Source organism: Shouchella tritolerans (assembly GCF_025770735.1).
Lineage (GTDB): Bacteria > Bacillota > Bacilli > Bacillales > Bacillaceae_D > Shouchella > Shouchella tritolerans.
Genome location: NZ_JAODPB010000003.1, coordinates 472414 through 495566 on the forward strand (window position 1 = coordinate 472414; position 23153 = coordinate 495566).

Here is a 23153-nt window from a genome sequence, read left to right on the forward strand (position 1 = left end):
CAAAAGAAGAGAAGCGAGGAAACGCGCTTCTCTTCTAGATGCATTAGTCGACGGAGACATTGGTACCGTAAGGCGTAACGATGCGGATAGAACCGTCTGGGCTAACGTTAAAGCCGTGTACGCGGGAAGAAACGCCAGCCGCTGTTTCCGTATTATCGAGTTCGATTCGTGGGACATCAGCCATAATGAGCTCAAGTGCTTCCTGGTAAATCGCTGCACGTTCTTCTTGGTCATCTGTTTCCGACGTTGCTTTTGTGAGCAACGCATCGACTTCCTCATTTTTGTAGCCTTTTCCGTTTCCGAGCGCGCCAATTTGGTCGCTATGGAACAGCTGGTACAAATAGAAATCAGGGTCAGGATACCATGTCCATCCGCCAATCGACATCGGCGCTTGGCCTTTGGAGACGATGTCCGAATAAGTGCCCCATTCCACTGTATTGATCGTTACATTAACGCCGATCTCTGCCATTTGGTTTTGGAAAATCGTCGCGTATGGGACGCGGCTCTCGGCCACGTAAATTTCGGTATCAAAGCCATCAGGGTAACCTGCTTCTGCCAAAAGCTCTTTTGCTGCTTCTGGGTCGTAGGAAGGCGCTAAGCTTTCTTGTGCTTCATCGTAGCCCCATGATTGGCGCGGGATTGGCAAATAGGAAACTTCTGCTCCACCCCATTGGTAAACACCGTCTACCATTTCTTGCACGTTCGTGCCTTTGTAAATAGCCTCGCGTACTTTCGGGTCTGCTGTCGGCCCTTCGACGTTGTTTAGATCCAAGTATGTTGTTGCCAAGCCTGGGACAGATATAAGTTCCAAGTTGCCGTCTTGTTCAATCAATTCCCGGTCTTGTCCTTTCACATCCGTTGCGATATCAATATCGCCTGAACGTAAAGAATTTGTCATCATTGTTGGATCAGGAATGATTTGAAAGTTCAACTGGGCTAAGTTAGGTGTCTCTCCCCAGTAATTTTCATGGCGTTCTAGCTTCACCATTTGGTCTTGTTGCCATTGTTCCAGTGTAAAAGGGCCGGTTCCGACCAAGTGAGAGCCAAAGCTATCCCCGTGGCCTTCCACTTCTTCTTTCGGAACAATCACATTGCCAGCATCGGTCAAAACAGCCAATAAGGCAGAGTTTGGTGTGTTTAAAATGAGCTTGACTTCCGTGTCGTTAATGACTTCGACTTCTTCTACCATACGGAGGCGATTTAAAGCCGATTCGTTCGCTGAACGTTCCAAACTATATTTTACATCTTCCGCTGTCATTTTCCGCCCGTCTTGGTAATCGCCAGGCTGGAAATAAACGTCATCGCGTAACTTAAAGGTGTAGCTCATCAAGTCGTCAGCGGCTTCCCATTCGGTTGCCAAGGAAGGGACGATTTCGGTTAAATCTTCGTTATAGACGACGAGCGTGTCAGCGACATTGCGAATAATATGACTTTCATATTGGCCAGAGTAATCGACTGGATCAAATGTTTTCGGGTTTGCTGATAGACCAATTGTCAACGTGCCATCGGCATTTTCACCAGCGCCATTGCTAGCATTGCCTTCTGAAGCCGTATCGCCTCCCCCTCCGCCACAAGCACCTAATGCCAACAGCGAAGCAGCCAAAAGAAATGGAAGTGCTGTTTTTTTCATTTTGCTGATATCCCCCTTGTGTGTTTCTAATAGTGAAACATTGATTCTGAAAATTCCTACGCTCACTTTAGCGCAAGAAGTCTGAAAAGTAAATGGTTATTTTTTCAGATTTTTATTTTATCCATTTATTTTTAAGGGTTTTCATTTGAAAAACCAATTAAACAAAGGGTTTTCTGCTGTCAGATTTCCTAACGACGAAAATCAAACTTTCTGAAATACAGAAAATTAACCATTTACAAAGGTCGTTGTTATGCTATAATCAGCTTTAAATTTCAGATAACGAATCAATGATTCAATTTTTACTAGGGGGATCGTCATGATTCAATTTGTCGGCAAACGGTTGTTGGATTTAATCCCAACTTTATTCGTCGTTTCATTGGTTATTTTTATCATTACCCGACTCTTACCTGGGGATCCGGCAAGCGTGATGCTTGGTCCGCAAGCAAGTGTAGAAGACGTGGAAGCATTAAGGGTCGAACTGGGGCTAGACCAGCCGTTTTTTCAGCAGCTTCTCCACTATTTTAAAGATTTGCTCCAGCTTGATTTTGGCACGTCTGCTTATTATAACGAACCAGTGTTGTCTTTAATCATGGACCGTTTTCCCAACACATTGCTGCTTGCCGTCTTCGCTCTGACAATTGCCTTGTTAGTTGGTGTACCAGCTGGAATGATAGCCGCAGCAAAACGAAATTCAGTCATTGACTATCTTGTCACATTCGGTTCCCTTGTCGGTGTATCGATGCCCGTTTTTTGGCTTGGCGTTATGTTTGTGCTTTTTTTCAGCGTTCAGCTTGGTTGGTTGCCAGCAACAGGGATGGGTTCCCTTGACAACGGTCTGTGGGATTTCTTCAAATACTTGCTTCTCCCAAGCGTGACACTTGCGACTATACCAATGGCTGAGTTTGCTCGTATTACTCGATCCAGCATGCTGGAAGTAGGGGCGCAAGACTATATTAAAACGGCGCGGGCAAAAGGATTAAAAGAATTTTGGGTGATCAGTAAACATGCGTTTAAAAATGCGTTGACGCCTTTACTGACTGTAACCGGCATGCAAGTGTCGATGCTACTAGGTGGCGCGGTGTTGACGGAGACGATTTACGCGTGGCCAGGAATGGGGCGAATGATCGTTGATGCGATCGACAAACGGGATTTTATTGTCGTCCAAGGGTCTGTCTTGTTTATTGCCCTCATTTTCGTATTGGTGAATTTAGTCGTTGATTTATTGTACAAAGTCGTTAACCCGAGGGTTGATCTAAATGGCTCAAAAGGAGGAACGTCCTAATGGAACAGCCGCCGGTCATCGAACAACAACCCGTTTCGTATGAAGAAAGAAACAAATTCCGATTTTTTCGCAAACTTCTTAAAAACAAACTGGCTGCAATAGGGATGGCGATTATTGTCGTGATGGTCATTCTCGCCTTGTTTGCACCTTTGATTGCAACTCATTCTCCGAATGCAATGGATGCAGCCAATTCGCTTAAACCAGCAGGATCAGGCGGCCATTTGCTTGGGACCGATAATTATGGCCGCGACTTGTTTTCGCGCATCGTCTATGGCTCACGCATTTCCCTCATTGTTGGCTTAGGTTCTATTGTCCTTGGGGCGCTTGTCGGGACATTCCTTGGCTTAATTGCTGGTTTTTATGGAGGGAAACTTGACTCAATCATTATGAGGACAATGGATGGCCTATTTGCGTTTCCGTTTATTTTACTAGCCATTTCACTTATGGCCGTTCTCGGTCAAGGGCTTGTCAATGTCATCATCGCAATTGGCATTGCGAGTGTTCCGGGATTTGCCCGGATTATCCGCGGCCAAGTACTGTCTGTAAAAGAAGAAGAATTTATTGAAGTAACACGCTCTCTTGGCGCTAAAAATGGCCGAATTATGTTTTCTCATATTTTGCCAAACTGCCTTGCCCCTTTAATTGTATATGGAACAATGAGCATTGCTGGCGCCGTCATTTCTGAAGCTGCCCTTAGCTTTCTCGGTTTAGGCGTTCAGCCTCCTACGCCATCTTGGGGCAGCATTTTAAAAGATGGGACAAGCTATCTGGTGTTGTCTCCTCACATGGCATTGTTTTCTGGATTAGCGATTTTAGTGACTGTACTCGGGTTTAACTTGTTCGGCGATGGGCTTCGTGATGCCCTAGACCCGAAAATGAAAGTATAGGAGGGAGATCATGGAAAAACGAGAACGTTTATTGGAAGTAGACAATTTGCATGTTCATTTTCGGTCTTCCGCCCATACAGTCAAAGCGGTAAATGGTGTCAGTTTTACGCTTCATCGCGGGGAAACAGTCGGCATTGTTGGCGAGTCAGGTTCTGGGAAAAGCGTGACTGCCACCTCGCTTTTACGGCTATTGCCATCGCCTCCTGCTCATTATCCAAAAGGCGAAATCCGTTACAACGATGAAGATTTGCTAAAGCTGCCTGAAAAACGGATGCGCAGCATTCGCGGCAATGAGATTTCAATGATTTTCCAAGATCCGATGACGTCTTTAAACCCTGTATTTACGGTTGGCGACCAAATCATGGAAGTGATTCGCCTTCACAATGGGCTTAGCAAAAAAGAAGCAAAAGAACGGGCAGAGGAAATGTTGCGCCTTGTTGGCATTCCAGAGCCGAAAAAAAGGCTTTCGATGTATCCACATGAGTTTTCGGGAGGGATGCGCCAGCGTGTGATGATTGCGATTGCGCTCGCATGCAACCCGAAGTTGCTTATTGCCGATGAGCCGACGACGGCTCTTGATGTAACGGTGCAAGCACAAATTTTAACGTTAATGAAAGATCTGCAGCAGCAATTTAATACTGCCATTATTATGATTACACACGACTTAGGAGTTGTATGGGAAAGCTGCGACAAAGTGATTGTCATGTATGCTGGCAGTGCGGTGGAAACAGCGTCCGCTAAGACGCTTTATGACAATCCACAACACCCGTATACATGGGGATTGTTTGATTCGCAAATTTTATCAACAGTCAGCCAACAAGAACGGCTTCATCCTATTCCTGGATCGCCTCCTGATTTACGTGCTGAAATGAAAGGTTGTTCATTTGCAAACCGTTGTCCTTATGCAAAAGCGGTGTGTCGAGAGGAAAAGCCGGAGCTGATCGAGACGGAGGAAGGGCACCAAGTCGCTTGTCATTTCCAGACAAAAGACAAAACGCTCGAACGGAAGGAGAGAGTGTTGGCATGACTGAACCGATTTTAAAAGTCGAACAGGTAAAGAAGCATTTCCCGATCAAAAAATCGTTCTTAAAGCGGGAAACCCAAACAGTCAAAGCTGTCGACGGCGTCAGTTTTGACCTGTTTAAAGGGGAAACGCTTGGTGTGGTTGGCGAATCTGGCTGCGGCAAATCAACGCTAGCTAGGTTGATCAACCAACTGATACGGCCGACTGAGGGGACCGTTCACTTTCATGGTAAAAATTTAGCTGGTCTTTCAGCGGCTGAAGTTCGAAAAGTACGTAAACATATCCAAATGGTGTTCCAAAACCCGTATGCCTCGCTAGATCCACGTAAAACCGTTGGTCAACTAATCATGGAGCCGCTTGTCATCCATGGCGTTGGCACGAGGGACAGCCAAAAAAAGAGGCTTTATGAGTTGCTTGAAACAGTCGGGCTGAATGAAGGGCACGCCAAACGATATCCACATGAATTTTCAGGCGGGCAACGACAACGAATCAATATTGCCCGGGCGCTAGCGCTCCATCCCGACATCATTATTTGCGATGAACCGGTCTCCGCTTTGGATGTCTCTGTCCAAGCGCAAGTAATCAATTTGTTAAAGGATTTGCAAAGTGAGTTCCAATTGACATACGTATTTATTTCTCATGATCTAAATGTTGTCCGTTATATGTGTGACCGGATTGCTGTCATGTATTTAGGCAAAATCGTGGAAATGGGCACATACGAACAAATTTATCATCAACCGAAACACCCTTATACGAAAGCGCTTTTGTCAGCTGTTCCGAAAGAAAGCCCATTTGAACAAAAACAGAGAACGATTTTATCAGGCGATGTGCCGAGCCCGGTCAATCCGCCGCCAGGGTGTCCCTTCCACAAGCGTTGCCCAGAAGCAATGCCATCTTGCCAGGAAGTGGTTCCCACCCTCATTAAACAAACGAATGGCCAGCAAGTCGCTTGCCATTTGATGAACGACATCGAGGAGGAAGCAATATGCCATTAAACCATGTTTTACGTTTGTATGACGTTATGGATGACCCGCGTGTATCAGGAGAGAAGGTCGCTGCTTATTTAAAGGAGGTTTCGCCTCATGCAGATGTCGACATTTCACGCGTCGATGGGGAAAAGGGCTCAACAGACTTTGTTAAAGTCCATGTTCGTGGAAGGAACGGTCGCTCAGCAGGAGGTTCAGCGCCAACCATGGGTATCATTGGAAGGCTTGGCGGAATTGGAGCCCGTCCAGAACGGACAGGCTTTGTCTCCGATGGGGACGGCGCTCTTGCAGCGATGTCAGCAGCGGCGAAGCTTCTAGACATGCAAGAGAGAGGCGACTTTTTGGACGGGGACGTTATCGTGACTACGCATATTTGCGCTAATGCGCCAACACAGCCTCATGATCCAGTGCCGTTCATGGGTTCCCCAGTGGACATCTTGACTATGAATCACTATGAAGTCGACCCAGCCATGGAAGCGATTTTGTCAATTGACACGACGAAAGGGAACCAAATTACAAACCATAAAGGCATTGCAGTAACACCGACTGTAAAAGAAGGGTACGTGTTACGAGTAAGCGAGGATTTGCTGTTTCTATATAGCCAGTCGACAGGAATATTGCCTGTTACGTTGCCAATTACCACTCAAGATATTACCCCTTATGGGAACGGGATTTACCATATCAACAGCATTTTGCAGCCCGCTGTCGCCACTCACAGCCCAGTTGTTGGTGTTGCGATCACAGCCCAAGCCGCGGTTGCCGGCTGTGCCACTGGTGCGACCCATTTGGAAGATGTCGAACAAGCAGCCCGTTTTTCGATTGAAACGGCGAAAGCGTATGGCGAAGGAAACTGCCAGTTTTATAATGAAGAAGAATTTGCCTTGTTAGAAAAACTGTACGGAAAAATGACGCATTTGCAAACGCTCGGGAAGGAGGCTGCTGTAAAATGAACGTAAAAGACGAACTAATCGTTGCTGTAGAAGAAAACAAGCAAGAACTCATCGACTTGGTCTGTTCTCTTATTCAGATCAATACCGAAAACCCCCCTGGCGACACCACTGAAATAAGCCGCTTCATTGCCGATTATTTAGGCAAAGATGGGATCGATGTCACTTGGCACCAATCGAATGAACAGATGTATAATTTGATTGCAAGCATTGGCGAAGAAGGGGGAAAAGAGCTGATTTATTGCGGCCATACGGACGTTGTCCCTGCTGGGGACCGGGAAAAGTGGTCGTTCGACCCCTTTTCAGGCATTGTCGAAGACGGTTGGATACTAGGACGTGGCGCTAGCGATATGAAGGCAGGCCTGGGCGGAGTGCTTTTTGCGACTGCTTTGCTCAAACGAATGGGTGTGAAACTGCCTGGGAAACTCACGCTTGCAATCGTCCCTGACGAGGAAACAGGCGGAGAGTATGGAGTTCCTTGGCTCCTAGAAAGGGGCTTAATAAAGGGTGACGGGTGCTTAATTGCGGAGCCTTCTTCTCGCTTGCATCCGACAATTGGCCAGAAAGGTTCTTGTTGGTTTAAATTGGATGTTTACGGGGAAGCAGGCCATGGAAGCTTATCCCCTCTTGCAGGCCGAAATGCCATCACAGATGCAATTAAGGCAATTGCAGCAATCCGTACCGTTTTTGATATCGATGTCGATATCCCTGAAGACGTGAAACCGCTCCTGGCTGTTTCACGCAAATATATGGAAGAAGTCGAAGTCGAACGTGAGCAGTACAAAGAAATTCTCGAAAAAATAAGCGTTAATATTGGCACGATCCACGGTGGCACGAAATCCAATGTCATTCCCGACACCTGTACAGTTGAAGTCGACTGCCGTCTACCGTTTGGGATTACGCAAAAGGAAGTATATGCGTACATTGAAGCGCGCCTTGATGAGCTAGGGATTGACTATGAAATTACGCCATTTGGGTTTCGCAGCAATGCCAACCATACGCCTGCAACGGATCCAGTTTGCACAGCCATTATCGATAATATTTCCTATGTAACGAAAGAAGAAGCGTACGGCGTGATGCAATGGGCAAGCAGCGATGCCCGTCATTTCCGTGATCACTACATTCCCGTTCTCCAATACGGGCCTGCATACTTGCCAAGCATCCATAATTTTGATGAAAAAGTAAAGGTGGAGGACGTTGTGCTTTGTGCAAAAGTGTATGTGGCTGCTGTGATTGATTTTTTGTCCAACAGTAAGTGAAACGTCAGTCACCCATGTGCAGTGTTTTGATGTAAACTAGTAATGATTAAGCTTGCCGCAATGGCCTAGGAGGAGCTGTGTTAAAAACTGTACATCAAGCATTGGAGATTTTAAAAATGTTTACGAAAGAAAAGCCTGTTTGGGGAGGCAGGGAGCTGTCCAACGCTACGGGGATCAATCATACGAAAATTTATCGGATACTTGAAACATTGGAAGCCCAAAACTTTCTCACGAAAGATGCAGAGACAAAGAAATATAGCCTCGGGTTTGCCGTATGGGAGCTAGGTTCGATTATGTATGACCAGTTAAATGTAAAAGAATTGATCCGCCCAAGCCTTGCCCGTTTAACGGAGAAAACAGGCGAGTCCACGTTTCTAACGATTTTGGACGGCAAAGAAGCGCTTACGCTGGAAGTTGTTGAACCGGCCAATAAAGTCAAGTTTTCCGTTTCAGCTGGCAGCCGGGCGCCTTTATATGTAGGTGCGTCTTACCGCAGCATATTGGCATATATGCCTGACGAGGCAATCGAGGAAGTGATTGCGGGAGGATTGAAAGCATATACGGACAAGACGATGACGAGCGAAATCGAATTGCGCAATGAGCTGGCAACGATTCGCAAACGCGGGTATGCTATTAGCCATGGCGAATATACGGAAGATGTCATTGCCTTGGCGATGCCGCTTTTCCATGAAGGGCGGATCGTCGGTTCCATCACGATATCCGGCCCAGCCTATCGCTTTAATGAGGAGCGTTTTGACTCCTGCTTGCCGCTATTACGGGAAGCGATTACAGACATTAGCGAAAAAATGGAACGGTACCAAATTGTGCTGAAATGAAGGCAGGAACCGCGCAGGCTGGCAAGGCAGGACCGAGCTTCTAAAACAAAAAACATATTTTATGAGGGAATGCAAACGTTCTATGCATTCCCATTTTCTATGCTGTTTTTCACACGCTCTATTTTCTGCTCCATGTTTTACAGTTTCTTTTCACCCAATTTCCATTTTATACGTGTCCGATCTTCTACAACTTTCCTAACAGCGCCTAGACGTTTTTTTATAATCTGATTGACACCGCTTACAAAAAGAGGCTAAACTTAGTTTAAATAATAAACAAACATAATGAAAGAAGGTCATCTAATGAGCTATTTTCCTGCGGTAAACAACATTTCCTATGAAGGCGCTAAGTCTGATAACCCGTTTGCATTTAAATTTTATAATCCTGAAGAGGTCGTCAGTGGTAAAACAATGGCCGAACATTTGCGTTTTAGCATTGCCTACTGGCACACATTTACAGAAGCGTTGTCAGACCCGTTCGGCGCAGGGACGGCGATAAGGCCTTGGAATTCCTACACAGGGATGGACTTGGCAAAGGCGCGTGTTGAAGCAGCATTTGAGTTCTTCGAGAAAATCAATGTCCCATACTTTTGCTTCCACGATGTCGATATCGCCCCTGAAGGAAGTTCTTTGAAAGAAACGTATGCCAATTTAGATGTCATCGTCGCGATGATAAAGGACTATATGAAAGACAGCAACACAAAACTGCTTTGGAACACAGCGAATAATTTTACACATCCCCGGTTTGTAGGCGGTGCCGCGTCTTCCAATGAAGCTGATGTCTTTGCCTATTCAGCTGCAAAAGTAAAGAAAGGCTTGGAAATCGGCAAAGAGCTTGGCGCTGAAAATTATGTATTCTGGGGCGGGCGCGAAGGCTACGAGTCATTGTTAAACACGGACTTAAAGCTTGAACTCGACAATCTTGGCCGTTTTTTCCATATGGCAGTTGATTATGCAAAAGAAATAGGCTTTGATGGCCAGTTTTTAATTGAGCCTAAGCCAAAAGAACCGACAACACACCAATATGATTTTGACGTGGCTACAGGATATGCATTTCTCCAGCATTATGGGCTTCAAGATTCATTTAAGTTTAATATTGAAGCAAACCATGCAACCCTTGCAGGACACACGTTTGAGCATGAGCTGCGTTATGCCCGGATTCATCAAATGCTTGGTTCAGTGGACGCGAACCAAGGAGATCCTTTGCTTGGCTGGGATACAGATGAGTTTCCGACAGACCTTTATTCAACAACGCTAGCGATGTATGAAATTTTGCAAAACGGCGGGCTTGGCAGAGGCGGATTGAACTTTGATGCGAAAGTACGGCGCGGCTCATTTGAAGCCGATGACTTGTTTTTTGCCCACATCGCTGGCATGGACAGTTTTGCAATTGGATTAAAAGTCGCGCAGCAGCTTATTGATGACCGTGTCCTTGAGCAGTTTGTTGACAGCCGTTATCAAAGTTACAAAGAAGGAATCGGCCGCGAGATTGTTTTAGGAAATACCGATTTTCACCAACTTGAAGCGCATGCGCTATCACTTGGCGAAATCAAACACCGCTCAGGGCGTGTGGAGCGGATAAAAGCAATCATTAACCAGTATTTATTAAATGCATTCGCGTAAAAAGTAGACGATCGGCAAGGAGCGATTCAATTGAAACATGTCATTGGTGTTGATTTAGGCACAAGCGCAGTGAAATTGCTTGTCGTTAATGAGGCGGGCGAAGTGGTCAAGGAAGTGTCGAAACCATACCCGTTGTCTCATCCTAAATCAGGATGGAGCGAGCAAGACCCAAATGATTGGGTCAGGGAAACCGTTGCTGGATTAGCAGACATTGCAGCAGCCTTGCCAAAAGCAACGACTGAAATTGAAGGAATTAGTTTTTCAGGGCAAATGCATGGGCTCGTCTTGCTTGATGAACAAAATGAAGTGTTGCGTCCGGCGATTCTATGGAATGATACACGCACGTCCCCGCAATGCAAAGCGATTTACGAAAAGCTAGGCACTGAAAGACTGCAACAATTGGCCAAAAATCCAGCGCTTGAAGGATTTACGTTGCCGAAGCTGATGTGGGTCCGGGAGCATGAACCAGAAGTGTTTGCGAAAGCAGCTAAGTTCGTGCTTCCAAAAGACTATTTGCGCTTGAAATTGACTGGAGCATTGCATACCGACTATTCTGACGCAGCAGGTACACTCTTGCTTGATATCGAAAGAAAAACGTGGAGCGAACCGCTATGTTCGGCATTTGGCATCGATCCCTTGCTTTGTCCACCGCTGGTGGAATCACATGCTTGTGTCGGCCAGTTGACGGAAGAAATCGCATTGGCAACGGGGCTACCTAACAAAACACCCGTTTTTGCAGGAGGAGCCGATAATGCGTGCGGAGCGGTAGGTGCCGGGATTTTAGAAGAAGGCAAGACGTTGGCTAGCATTGGTACATCGGGCGTTATGCTTTCGTATCAGGAAGAAAAAGGGAAGACATTTGGGGGAGGCGTCCATTATTTTAACCATGCAGCTGAAAATGCGTTTTATACAATGGGCGTCACATTAGCGGCAGGATATAGTTTGAGTTGGTTTAAGCAAACATTTGCTCCTGAAGAAACATTTCCCCAATTGCTTGCAGGAGTAGCGGAAATCCCCCCAGGCGCTAATGGATTGTTGTTTACACCCTATCTTGCTGGAGAGCGGACGCCTCACGCTGATGCCACTATCCGTGCCAGTTTCGTCGGCGCAGATAGCAGCCATACGAAGGCCGACTTTACCCGGTCGATCCTTGAAGGCATCACTTTTTCATTAAGAGAGTCACTCGATTTGTTCAGAGAACAAGGAAAGACAATTGAAAGAATTGTCTCCATTGGTGGAGGAGTAAAAAGCGAGACGTGGCTACAAATGCAAGCTGATATTTTTCAAACGCCAATTGTGAAGCAGACAAGCGAGCAAGGGCCAGGCATGGGGGCGGCGATGCTGGCTGCATACGGAGCTGGTTGGTTTGGTTCCCTTAAGGAATGTGCAGAGGCATTTATTAAACAGGATGCAGTGTTTGAGCCAGACCGTAACAGGGCAAAAACATATGAGTCGTTATATGAATTGTATAAACAAGTCTATCCGGCGACAGCAGACATTAGCAAAGCGCTTTCGTCATTCCGCAAATAAGAGGAGACAGACGATGGAACCGAAAATAAACATAATAAAGAATGGCTGGAAACAAATTCGTTTGCAAAATAAACATGGCATGCGCCTTGACTGCCTAGATTACGGCGGCATCGTAACGAGAATAGATGCTTTTGACCGTAACGGACAATTAGCAAACGTTGCCCTCGGCTACAAGGATATGAGTGAGTATACGGACAACAGCCCCTATTTTGGAGCCTTAATAGGCAGAGTTGCTGGCAGAATTGCAGGCGCTTCCTTTACAGCAGGGGGAAAACAAATACACGTACAAGCAAATGAAGGGGCAAACCATTTGCATGGGGGAGCTAGTGGGCTTCACCAAATTCGCTTTGAAACAGAAACGTTTACATCTGCCAGGGGCTCAGGCGTGCGGTTTCATCACCGCTCTCCTAATGGGGATGGCGGCTACCCTGGCAATGTTGACATCGACATCGTCTACACATTGACGGATGACAATGAATGGATTCTTTCCTACACAGCGGAGACCGACAAGCGGACACCGCTTACGTTAACCAACCATACCTATTTTAATTTGGCCAGTGAAACAGGGGCAACGATCCATGACCACGTGCTGGAAATGGATGCATCTGCCTACCTTGAGCTCGACAATGAGTTGATTGCCACTGGAAAAATCGTAGATGCAATAGGCAGTTTATTTGATTTCCGTCAAGGTCGCACTTTCCGGCAAGGATTAGAAAACGGCATAGAGCAAAACCAGTGTGTCGGAAATGGCTATGATCATTATTTTTTACTTGATCACACCAAAAATGAAAGCGTCCGTGTTTATGAACCAAAAAGCGGCCGTGTGCTAGCGATGGAAACCACACAGCCTGGTCTTGTCTTATATACAGGGAATAGTCTTGGCTCAGAACCAGAACTTACAGACGGACATTCAAGAAAACACGCCGGTTTTTGTTTAGAAGCGCAAGCATCTCCTGCCTCCCTCCAATATGACGATTTGCCGCAAATTTGGCTTGAACCAGGTACGATTTACCAACATGAAACGGTGTATCGCTTCTCGACACAATCTGAATGAAGAAGTGCTTGTTGCTAATGAACCGTTAAGTGGATGCGGTGGCGGTTGAAAAACTGGCTTGTTGCAAGAAGAGATCCGCCTAGTAAAGGTGCCTCCTGACCAAGCTCTGAAAACAACAGTTTGACTGCTTTTTGATAATAGGAAGGAAGCTGTTTTGCGAGTGTCTCTTCAATAGGGATTTGAATATACGGTTTTAACTTAGCAAAACGGTTGCCTATGATGATTGCCTCAGGGTTCATGGAATGAATCATCGAGACAAGGCCTGTGCCAAGTGAATGGCCAACTGTGGCAAAGGCATCTAGAGCTGCTTGATTTTGGGAACGGGCAGCTGCAAGCACTTCTTCAAATGAAATACTTGGACGGTTCATTTTGCTTGCGGCGATTTCAAGTAACGCCTTCTCAGAACTATACAGCTCCCAACAGCCTTGATTTCCACAACGGCACTGTTTTCCATGGCGATCAATTGACATATGGCCAAATTCGCCTGCAAAGCCATTTGCACCTGTGAATAGCTTGCCGTCAATAATTTGGCCGGTGCCAATCCCAATACTGACGGAAATATAAGAGATCGCCGAATAAGGTTTGCCGACGCCATATTGCTTTTCGCCGAGCGCTCCGGCATTTGCCTCATTAATGACAACAACAGGAAGCTTAAATTTATCCTCAAGTGCTGTTTTGATGTCAACATTTTCCCAGCCTAGATTGGGGGCAAGCAAAATGTTGCCTTTCGAATCGACGATGCCAGGGACAGAAGCGGTAATCCCGCAAATCCCATATGGTGCTGGCGGTGCTTCTTGCATCAATTGTTCAATGATTGCTTCTGTGTTTGCCAGGACAATGTTGAATTGCTTGCTTGTCAGCGCCATTTCCCGTTTGGCTATCGTTTTGCCGGAGAGGTCGGTAATAATGCCAAGCAAGCCGTTGACGCCAATGTCAACGCTGATGGCATGGCTGGCATGATCGTTGCAATACAACAATACTGGCTTTCTACCTCCACTTGAGTCGCCAGTACCGATTTCATAGACAAATTGGTTTTCAATTAACTGTGCGACTAGAGCAGAGACAGTTGCTTTATTTAATCCGCTTCTCTTAGCAATATCAGCTCGGGAAATGGGAGCGTGCCTTTGAATGAGGCGGAAAACGGTTGATTTGTTCATGTCTTTCATTGTTTCGTGGTCGATGGTAATCATCCATTGGACTCCTTGACTTTGTTTAGATAATAAACATTATAAGCAATGGAAGCGTCTACAACAAGCGGCTGATTTTTTAGCGCTGCTTATTCAAGTGACAAACTATTTTTGATAAAGGGGTGTACACGTGAAAAAAGCATTGATCTTTCAAGGCGGTTGGGAAGGACATGAACCAAAGCAAGTCGCCTCTATTCTTGAAGGCATTCTTATTGAAGAAGGGTTTTCCGTTAATGTAGCCGATTCATTGACAGTGCTAACAGAAGAACATTTGCCTGAATACGACTTAATTGTCCCAAACTGGACACAAGGGCAAATTGAAGACGATCAGCTCAAGGCATTAATGGCAGCAATTGAAACAGGAACAGGGCTTGCCGGTTTGCATGGCGGAATGGGCGATTCGTTTCGCATGGCAACGGACTATCAGTTTATGGTAGGAGGGCAGTGGGTTGCCCATCCTGGCAATGACGGAGTTCGTTATAAAGTCCAGATAAAGGACCGTACGCATCCATTAACAAACGGAATGGCTGATTTCGAAGTAGAATCCGAGCAGTATTATATGCATGTCGATCCCGCCGTTTCCGTGCATGCGACGACCACATTTCCAATTGCTGATGGCCCCCATGCTGTAAACGGCAGCATAGAAATGCCAGTTGTATGGACAAAGCAATGGGGAAAGGGCAACGTCTACTATTGCTCTCTTGGCCATGTAGCTGAAATTGTCCGCATGCCTGAAGTAATGGAATTGATGAGGAATGGCATGGTTTGGGCCGCTAGATAGCACGTTTTTGTCAATGGAAAAAGGGAATCGCTGCACATAAGTGGAATTGGTTAACAAAATGATCGTTTGGAGGGGACAGAATGGAGAAAAAAGAACTTCGCATTGGTTTAATTGGCTATCAGTTTATGGGGAAAGCACATAGCCATGCATACCGTGACATTCCTTTCTTTTTCGATGTTGAGGCAAAGCCCGTTTTAAAGGCAGTTTGCGGTCGCAATGAAGAAGCTGTGCAACAAGCGGCAGAAAAAATGGGGTTCGAATCCTACGAAACCGATTGGCGCAAAGTGGTTGAACGTAATGACATTGACGTCATTGACATCGTTACGCCAAACAACACACATGCAGAAATCGCGATCGCCGCGGCAAAAGCAGGCAAACATGTCATCACCGAAAAGCCTCTAGCGATGAATTTGGACGAAGCGCAGCGCATGCATGCCGCGGTCACGGAAAATAATGTGATCCATATGGTTTGCCACAATTACCGCTATGTGCCTGCTGTTCAGCTAGCGAAACAGCTCGTGACGTCAGGAAAGCTTGGAGAAATCTATCATTTCCGTGCTCGGTATTTACAAGACTTTATTATGAGCCCTACATTTCCACTAACATGGCGTCTTGATCAAAAGGTGTCGGGCTCTGGCGCTCTTGGCGATATTGCTGCCCATAGTCTCGACATTGGCCGCTTTTTAGTTGGTGAAATCGCTGAAGTGGTTGCCACCGCAAAGACATTTATTAAAGAACGACCGATCGGAGCTATGACAGGGGGGCTAAGCGCGAAAGTAAGCGAAGGGAAAATGGCGCCCGTGACCGTTGATGACGCCACTGCGATTATCGCCAAATTTGAAAACGGGGCCCTCGGTACATTTGAAGCAACACGCTTTGCTGGTGGAAATCGCAATCGAAATGAATTTGAAATCAACGGTGAACACGGATCCGTGCGTTGGAATATGGAAAACATGAATCAGTTGGATGTGTACTTTGCGAATGATGAAGAAGGCTTGCAAGGGTTTCGGACGATCGACGTAACCGAAGCCGGCCATCCTTATGTTGGATCCTATTGGGCCGCTGGCCATATGATTGGTTATGAACACACCTTTGTTCATTTGTTGTACGAATTCCTCCAAGGCATTGCCCGTGGCGAGCAGCCAAAACCTGATTTTGCAGACGGTTTGCGCAACCAAGCTGTCCTTACCGCCGTGGAACAATCGATTCAACAGCAACGCTGGGTCAATGTCGAGGAACTGCTTGTAAAGAGTTAGTGGATGTATTAGACGACAAAACCGCCTGTCTCGGTGCAAAACCAAGACAGGCGGTTTTTGTTATGGCATGTGGATGATCCATGATTGCCTTAACAAAATACGGAACCTCTAATTGGCTAATCTTGCTAACAACGGACAAAAGATTTTGTCGATATATGTCGGTCCGTAGTAAAATACTATTTAGATAGAGGATGGTGTTGGAAATGATTGTAGGCGAAGCTTTACAGTTAGGCGATTTAAAGCTCGCTCGTGTACTTGCCGGTGAAGGTGGTTTGTATCGGAAAATTAAAGCAGCTGAAGTGATGGAAGTCCCTGATATTAATGAATGGCTGACAGAAGGAATTTTAATTATTTCGACCTTTTATTCGGTTAAAGACAACCCCGAAGCGCAAATCAGCATGTTTCGGAAATTAATTGAAGTAAATGGTGCCGGCCTTGTTGTCAAAATTGGCCGTTATGTTCACACATTGCCAGAAACGATGCTGCGCCTTGCCGATGAACATAATATGCCCATTATTGCCATTCCAGTAGAAGTTTCTTTTGTGGGCTTACTGACCATCTTATTCGAGACAAAGTTTAAAGAAGCGCAGTCTGAGGAAGCGCAACTTCTGGAAGCGGTCTATAAGCTTGGTGAAGCGCGAGGGTTACATGATTTCTTGGAAGGATTAGGAAAGCTTACAGGGGAGAATGTGTTGCTTGAAAGCGAAGAGAAGCGGCTAATCGCTTATGCGAACAACAGAGTGACAGCAGAACGGCAAGCGTTTATCCTTTTTTCGCAACCGGCAAAACAAACGCGCTTTGATAAACGGCAACTTCGACTCGTTTTCAAAAAAGCTGAGGCAGGGTTGTGCTGTTCGGCTGTAATAGGCGTGCCACAGGAAAAGGAACATGTATGGACATCTGTATTAAAGAAGGCAGCAACATTTTTAGAAGAACAAATCCGTTTTTTATTGCGGAAACGGCTGTACCAAGTCAATAAACGTGCCGATGAAGAAGAAGCATTGATAATGGAGCTAATTGACAAAAACGACGTGCCAGACAATTCCTCGATCCGTACGTTGCTCGACAAAACCAGCTATTTCGGCTTTTTGGCAATGAGAAGAATAGCGGGCGCGCCTGTTGAAAAAGAACCAATTACTGCTCTATTTCTACATCAACTATATAAAAAACTGGACCGTTATTTTTCAAATGCCACCTTGATTTGCAAAGACGGCAACTTTTGCATCCTGTACACGTTTATTCGTGATCAAGGCCGTGCAGAAACGATTTCTTCTATCGGTCTTATGTTAAAAGAGCTTGAAGAGGAAATGGATGTTTCGTTTCAAGTCGGAGTGAGCCTAGCTTACGACGCTATCCCGCTGGCCAAACAAGCGTATCTCGAGGCTCGTACTGCCTTGGGGGAGAGCGGGGAAACTCAAAAAATTTGTTTGTACGAGCAGATGGGGTTTGAGCAGATCATGACGAAGCTCAAAAATGACGACGATGTTCAGGCCTTTGCCGAGAGCACATTAAAACCGCTAGAATCAGCGGATCGTTATGCAGGCGAAGCATTGCTCCACACGCTAGAAGTGTTTCTCCGTGAAAACGGCAACCATTCAAAAACGGCGGAAAAACTGTTTGTTCATCGACGTACGTTAAAATACCGTTTAGAAAAAATTGAAGAGCGGCTGATGGTCGATCTTAATGACAGTGAAGTTCGATTTCTGCTTTATTTTGTTATAAAAATGAAAAAATAGATGTTAGAAAACATGACATGAAGAAGGCGCTAAATCGTAGCAACAGCGCGTTTTTTGGCAATGCATCTGCCCAATGTGTGCAATGAACGCTTTAATCATTTTGCACACATTGGGCATTTTTAATATCGGATCAAAAATTTATAGTGTCTAAAAAGGATGGTGGAAAATATGCTTGGCATCGTTCGTGTATGGACAACCGAAGACGAGCAATTATTGCAAGAACATTCTGTCCTATTGCAGCAAAGGATGGGCATCAACTCTAAAAGCGATTGCATTCCAGATCAGCCATATGGCATTTACAACCAGGAATCAAAAGCAGCCGCTTTGCCGAAAATAACAGCGCTAGTTAAAGAGATGGCAGCCGATGCTGACATCGATGCGATTTCCATTAGCTGTGCAGCTGATCCCGCGCTTGACTTAAGTCGGGCAGCCGTGTCGATTCCAGTTATAGGTGCTGGAGAGGCAGGGGCGCATGCCGCATGCATGATCAGCGACAAGATCGGTGTTCTTGGCTTAACAAATAAAATACCTGAGGCAGTTGAAACAGTTTTAGGCGAACGGCTAGTTGGCCATCTGGTCCCGAATGGCGTCACTAATACAACTGATTTGCTAAAACAAGAAACGCCGGCTGAAGCCGTTTCATCGGCCCGGCAGCTTATTAAGCAAGGGGCGACTGCTATCTTGTTTGCTTGTACAGGCTATTCGACCATTCATTTAAAAGAAACGATTACGAAGGAACTCGCAGTGCCTGTGATTGATTTAGTTGAAGCACAAGGCATGGCGTATTCTATGATCCGCCAGAGGAGGTAGACGACATGAAACAACACACATTTGATTGGACTTTGATTTTGCTTTCCGTATTAATTGCTGTTTTTGGAGCGATTATCGGCATGCAAATTATTACCACTCTTGGCGTAACACCAAATACTTCTATTATTGGTGCAATGATTGCGATGTTAATTGCTCGCATTCCAATGCAAATGTTCCACCGCTATCGTCAATTGGAAACGCAAAACTTGGTGCAGACGACGATTTCAGCGGCCACATTTGGAGCAGCAAACAGTTTGCTTATCCCGATTGGGATTCCTTTTGTAATGGGACTACCTGAACTTGTTTTCCCGATGCTTGTCGGAGCAGGTTTCGCTTTAATCATTGATGCCCTCATTTTATACAAAGTGTTTGATTCCAAACTGTTTGGCGCCAATGAAGCATGGCCGTCTGGCGTTGCGACAGCAGAAGCACTTCGTGCAGGAGACGAAGGCGGAAAGAAGGCAAAATTCCTTGGCATCGGCATTGCTGGCGGGCTGGCAGGTTCGGCGTTAGGCATTCCTATGTCCGCGTTTGGTGTTGCTTTTATTGGCAACATTTGGGCGTTGTCGATGTTTGGCATTGGTTTGTTGATCAACGGCTATTCACAGCCATGGTTTCACTTCAATATCAACGATTATTACATTCCCCACGGGATGATGATCGGCGCTGGCCTCGTTGCTTTGTTCCAGTTCATTTACACGATTGTCAAAGGGCAAACGAGCAAAAAGCGGACGATTACCAAGAAATCAGAACAAGCTGCCGAGCATGTGTATACACGCAGTGAACTTGATGTAGCGAAAGGATTTGGCTTTGGATTTCTTGCCTATGTCATCGGCGCTATGCTCGTTGCTTTTCTGGCTGGACTCTACACCGAATTGCCAATCGGCCAATTAGTGCTATTTATTCTCTTTGCTGCTTTTGCAACGTTGGTTTCAGAAATGATCGTCGGTGTCGCTGCGATGCACTCTGGCTGGTTCCCGGCTTTTGCCGTTACGTTGATCGTGTTGTTAATTGGGATCATGCTCGGGTTTCCGCCAATCGCCTTGGCGTTGCTTACCGGTTACACGGCAGCTACTGGACCAGCTTTTGCCGATTTTGGATTTGACTTAAAGACAGGATTTTTAATCAGGGGCCGCGACAATTGGGAACAAGAACTCTACGGCCGGCGTTTGCAGCTTATTGCTGGGATAATCGGGCTTGTGGTAGCGATTGTGATGGTGCTGCTCTTCCATCAAATGTACTTTGCCCAAGATTTGGTTCCGCCTGTCGACCGCGTATTTGCGGCAACGATTCAAGAAGGCATTGTTGGCGAAACAGGAAAGTACTTGCTAATTTGGGCGATTCCTGGAGCGATCATTCAATTGATTGGCGGCGCCAAACGCCAGCTTGGCATTATGCTAGCAACTGGGTTGCTGGTCATGAACCCTTGGGCTGGTTGGGCGGTTCTTGTCGGCATACTAGCACGGATCGTGATTTTGAAATGGAAAGGCGAAGCCGGTGAGTCGGCAATGTTTACAACCGCAGCTGGATTCATTGCTGGAGATGCGCTATACAGTTTCTTTAGCTCTGTCTTTAAAGCCCGGTAATTTGGAAGGAGAGAGAGAATGGCACGAACAGTATTGACTGCAGAGATGGTTGAGCAAGCTGTTTACGGCGGGGCGATCCTTGGCGGCGGCGGTGGCGGCTGGATTGCCCAGGGGCTTGAAAAAGGCCGGGCCGCCCTGGCGAAAGGCACAGTAGAGCTCATTAGCATCGATGAATTGAACGACGATGATGAAGCCGTATGCGTCTCCCTCGTCGGCGCACCAGCCGCCAAAGACCAGTACGTTGACGACACCCAATTGCTCACGACCGTTGAATTGTTGCAAAAAAATTATCCAGGCACCATTAAAGCGATTATGACTAATGAAAATGGTGCAGCGACGACAGTCAATGGCTGGCTTCAGGCAGCATTGACTAGCCTGCCTGTTATTGACGCTCCTTGCAACGGCCGAGCACACCCTACCGGGGCGATGGGGGCGCTAAACTTGTCTGAGCAACAAGATTATGTATCGTACCAGGCCGCTGCGGGCGGATTTGGCAGCCGTGCGATTAGCGGATTTGTATCCGGGACGCTTGACTATGTCGGAAATGTCATTCGCCGCATGTCAGTGGAGGCCGGTGGAATGGTGGGCGTTGCCCGTAATCCAGTCAGCGTTGCTTATGTAAAGGCCCATGGGGCAGTCGGCGGAATCTCAAAAGCGATGGAAATCGGCAAAGCCTTTTTAGCAGAAAAAGAGGGCAGCAGCAAAATTGAGGCCGTCACAGCAGCTTTACATGGCCGCGTTGTCAAAGTTGGGCATGTGAGCGACTTTGAGTTGAAAACAGAAGGTGGGTTTGATGTCGGCCGTTTAGATGTTGACGGAATTGAACTGACATTTTGGAATGAATTTATGACATTAGAAGAAAACGGCGAACGGAAAGGCACGTTTCCTGATTTAATTATGACATTTGATGCCGATACGGGGCAGCCTGTCGTAAGCGCTGAAGTGAAAAACGGCCAAAAACTGGCGGTCATTTGCGTGCCGCAATCGGAGCTCCTTCTTAGCTCAACGATGAAAAATGAACGGTTGCTACGCACGATTGAACCAGTTATTCAAAAGACAATCGTGTGAAGGCATATAAAAAACACAGACTTAAGGGAGAGATTCGAAGATGTCATTGACGTATACGATGCAAATAGTTGAAATGTTAGACGATCCTGCTATTAATGGCGAGAAAGTAGCGGCGTTGTTTAGCGGATATACTTATGCAAAAGCAGAATCAACAACGGTGTCTGGTGAACAAGGCTCGACTGATTTTGTGAAAATCGAGATTGAAGGCACAAACGGAAAACAATCTGGCGGAAATGCGCCGACTTTTGGAATCGTCGGTCGCCTTGGCGGGATTGGTGCTCGTCCAAGCCGGATTGGGCTTGTCTCTGACGCAGACGGCGCTGTTGCAGCAGTTGCCGCTGCGCTCAAGTTAGCAGAGATGGCTGAAAAAGGCGATCGCCTTCCTGGAGATGTGTTAATCACGACACACATTTGCCCAAATGCGCCAACGGTTCCGCATGAGCCAGTCGATTTCATGGGTTCCCCTGTTGACATTTTAACAATGAACAAGCATGAAGTGCTGCCAGAAATGGAAGCGATTCTTTCCATTGACACGACGAAAGGAAATAAAATCATTAAACATAAAGGGATCGCCATCTCGCCTACGGTTAAAGAAGGGTATATTCTGAAGTTTAGCGATGACCTCTTGCGTATTATGGAAATGACGACAGGCGACCTTCCGTCTACATTTGCGATTACGACACAGGACATTACGCCTTATGGAAATGATGTTTACCATATCAATTCCATTCTCCAACCTGCTGTTGCGACAAACGCGCCAGTTGTTGGCCTCGCGATTACAGCCACTTCTGCTGTACCTGGTTGTGGCACAGGCGCTAGTCATGAGGTTGACATTGCCCAAGCGGTGCGGTTTGCGATCGAGACAGCGAAGGAATATACGGCGGGAACTACCCGTTTCTATGATGAAAATGAATTTGCCCATTTGCAGAAGTTGTATGGACCGATGAATGTGCTGCAAACGATGGGAAAGGGCAAGTAACATGAAAAAAATAGGGCTTGTCACAATTGGACAGTCGCCGCGCGTGGACATGACCCCTGAAATGCGCCCCTTTCTTGGCGCTGATGTTGAGTTTGTGGAAGCAGGCGCTCTTGATTCGTTATCAGCGGAGCAAATAAAAGCGCTCGCTCCCGATCCTGATGAGCAGACGTATGTCTCGCGCCTCAGGAACGGGGACAGCGCCAAACTTTCTAAACAAAAATTGCTTCCTTACTTGCAAGCGGAATTGCAAAAAGTCGAGAGGCACGTCTCGAGCTCGATCATTGTGTGCACCGGCCACTTCCCAACGATTCAACATGAAAAGCCGCTGTTGTTCCCTGACAAAATCCTCTGCCATTTTGTCCAAGCCGTTATCGGTGACGGTACACTTGGCGCGATTGTGCCTTTAGAAGAACAAATACAACAGCTTGCTGGCAAATGGGGCGATCTCCCCCTTGTTTCAGAAGCGGCGACGCCATATGCGCCGTCTGATATTGAAGGGGCGGCCGCAGCTCTAAAAGAACAAGGGGCTACGTTGCTCGTCCTCGACTGCATGGGGTATACAAATGCCCATAAACAGCGGGCTCAAGCGGCGACGGGGCTGCCTGTAATTCTTGCTCGCAGTGCAGTCGCCCGGGCAGCGGCAGAGCTAGCATGAGCGTCTGATTGAAACGCTATCGAATTTCGCCCATTCGCTT

At 46.5% G+C, this 23153-nt stretch carries 20 protein-coding genes; 18 read left to right on the plus strand and 2 right to left on the minus strand.

Annotated elements, in window-relative coordinates:
• Positions 1-43 precede the first annotated feature (43 nt).
• Positions 44-1630, minus strand: a complete 1587-nt coding sequence (locus N6H06_RS12615; RefSeq protein ID WP_062748360.1) for an ABC transporter substrate-binding protein — start codon at positions 1628-1630, stop codon at positions 44-46.
• 316 nt (positions 1631-1946) lie between these two features.
• On the opposite strand from N6H06_RS12615, the gene N6H06_RS12620 reads away from it, so the two are divergent.
• The 10 genes from N6H06_RS12620 (at position 1947) to N6H06_RS12665 (ending at position 13055) form a co-directional block, all read left to right on the plus strand.
• Positions 1947-2912 (plus strand): ABC transporter permease, encoded by a 966-nt coding sequence (locus N6H06_RS12620; protein WP_062748358.1) that lies wholly within the window; start codon positions 1947-1949, stop codon positions 2910-2912.
• The gene (locus N6H06_RS12625; protein WP_202968021.1) at positions 2912-3799 is read left to right on the plus strand and encodes an ABC transporter permease; all 888 of its coding nucleotides are present in this window, start codon (positions 2912-2914) and stop codon (positions 3797-3799) included. The genes N6H06_RS12620 and N6H06_RS12625 overlap by 1 nt, the downstream gene beginning before the upstream one ends.
• Positions 3800-3809: 10 nt before the next feature.
• Positions 3810-4826, plus strand: a complete 1017-nt coding sequence (locus N6H06_RS12630; protein ID WP_062748356.1) for an ABC transporter ATP-binding protein — start codon at positions 3810-3812, stop codon at positions 4824-4826.
• Positions 4823-5818: an ABC transporter ATP-binding protein gene (locus N6H06_RS12635; RefSeq protein WP_062748355.1), complete on the plus strand. Its 996-nt coding sequence runs from the start codon at positions 4823-4825 to the stop codon at positions 5816-5818. The genes N6H06_RS12630 and N6H06_RS12635 overlap by 4 nt, the downstream gene beginning before the upstream one ends.
• Positions 5809-6759: a DUF1177 domain-containing protein gene (locus N6H06_RS12640; protein ID WP_062748353.1), complete on the plus strand. Its 951-nt coding sequence runs from the start codon at positions 5809-5811 to the stop codon at positions 6757-6759. The genes N6H06_RS12635 and N6H06_RS12640 overlap by 10 nt, the downstream gene beginning before the upstream one ends.
• Complete coding sequence (locus N6H06_RS12645; RefSeq protein ID WP_263706943.1) at positions 6756-8015, plus strand: M20 family metallopeptidase; 1260 nt, start codon at positions 6756-6758, stop codon at positions 8013-8015. Before N6H06_RS12640 ends, N6H06_RS12645 begins: the two co-directional genes overlap by 4 nt.
• A gap of 77 nt (positions 8016-8092) precedes the next feature.
• Entirely contained in the window at positions 8093-8851 is a 759-nt protein-coding gene (locus tag N6H06_RS12650; RefSeq protein ID WP_062748350.1) for an IclR family transcriptional regulator, read from the plus strand.
• 300 nt (positions 8852-9151) lie between these two features.
• Entirely contained in the window at positions 9152-10471 is a 1320-nt protein-coding gene (gene xylA / locus N6H06_RS12655) for a xylose isomerase (RefSeq protein ID WP_062748348.1), read from the plus strand.
• A gap of 30 nt (positions 10472-10501) precedes the next feature.
• Complete coding sequence (xylB, locus tag N6H06_RS12660; protein ID WP_263706944.1) at positions 10502-12001, plus strand: xylulokinase; 1500 nt, start codon at positions 10502-10504, stop codon at positions 11999-12001.
• A 13-nt stretch (positions 12002-12014) separates the two neighbouring features.
• The gene (locus N6H06_RS12665; RefSeq protein ID WP_263706945.1) at positions 12015-13055 is read left to right on the plus strand and encodes an aldose epimerase family protein; all 1041 of its coding nucleotides are present in this window, start codon (positions 12015-12017) and stop codon (positions 13053-13055) included.
• A gap of 14 nt (positions 13056-13069) precedes the next feature.
• On the opposite strand, the gene N6H06_RS12670 is transcribed toward N6H06_RS12665, so the two are convergent.
• The gene (locus N6H06_RS12670) at positions 13070-14245 is read right to left on the minus strand and encodes an ROK family transcriptional regulator (protein WP_062748342.1); all 1176 of its coding nucleotides are present in this window, start codon (positions 14243-14245) and stop codon (positions 13070-13072) included.
• Between the two features lie 127 nt (positions 14246-14372).
• Here N6H06_RS12670 and N6H06_RS12675 point away from each other — a divergent pair, with 127 nt between their 5' ends.
• The 8 genes from N6H06_RS12675 (at position 14373) to N6H06_RS12710 (ending at position 23113) form a co-directional block, all read left to right on the plus strand.
• Positions 14373-15023 carry a ThuA domain-containing protein gene (locus N6H06_RS12675; protein ID WP_062748340.1) on the plus strand — a complete coding sequence of 217 codons (651 nt, stop codon included), beginning with the start codon at positions 14373-14375 and terminating at the stop codon, positions 15021-15023.
• Between the two features lie 80 nt (positions 15024-15103).
• Positions 15104-16279: a Gfo/Idh/MocA family protein gene (locus tag N6H06_RS12680; protein ID WP_263706947.1), complete on the plus strand. Its 1176-nt coding sequence runs from the start codon at positions 15104-15106 to the stop codon at positions 16277-16279.
• 203 nt (positions 16280-16482) lie between these two features.
• Entirely contained in the window at positions 16483-18015 is a 1533-nt protein-coding gene (locus N6H06_RS12685; RefSeq protein WP_263706948.1) for a PucR family transcriptional regulator, read from the plus strand.
• Positions 18016-18183: 168 nt separating this feature from the next.
• Entirely contained in the window at positions 18184-18825 is a 642-nt protein-coding gene (locus N6H06_RS12690) for an aspartate/glutamate racemase family protein (protein WP_263706950.1), read from the plus strand.
• A 5-nt stretch (positions 18826-18830) separates the two neighbouring features.
• Positions 18831-20411: an OPT/YSL family transporter gene (locus tag N6H06_RS12695; protein WP_263706952.1), complete on the plus strand. Its 1581-nt coding sequence runs from the start codon at positions 18831-18833 to the stop codon at positions 20409-20411.
• Positions 20412-20429: 18 nt separating this feature from the next.
• Entirely contained in the window at positions 20430-21479 is a 1050-nt protein-coding gene (locus tag N6H06_RS12700; protein WP_263706954.1) for a DUF917 domain-containing protein, read from the plus strand.
• 40 nt (positions 21480-21519) lie between these two features.
• Entirely contained in the window at positions 21520-22458 is a 939-nt protein-coding gene (locus N6H06_RS12705; RefSeq protein ID WP_263706955.1) for a DUF1177 domain-containing protein, read from the plus strand.
• A 1-nt stretch (position 22459) separates the two neighbouring features.
• Positions 22460-23113 carry an AroM family protein gene (locus tag N6H06_RS12710; RefSeq protein ID WP_263706957.1) on the plus strand — a complete coding sequence of 218 codons (654 nt, stop codon included), beginning with the start codon at positions 22460-22462 and terminating at the stop codon, positions 23111-23113.
• Positions 23114-23153 lie beyond the last annotated feature (40 nt).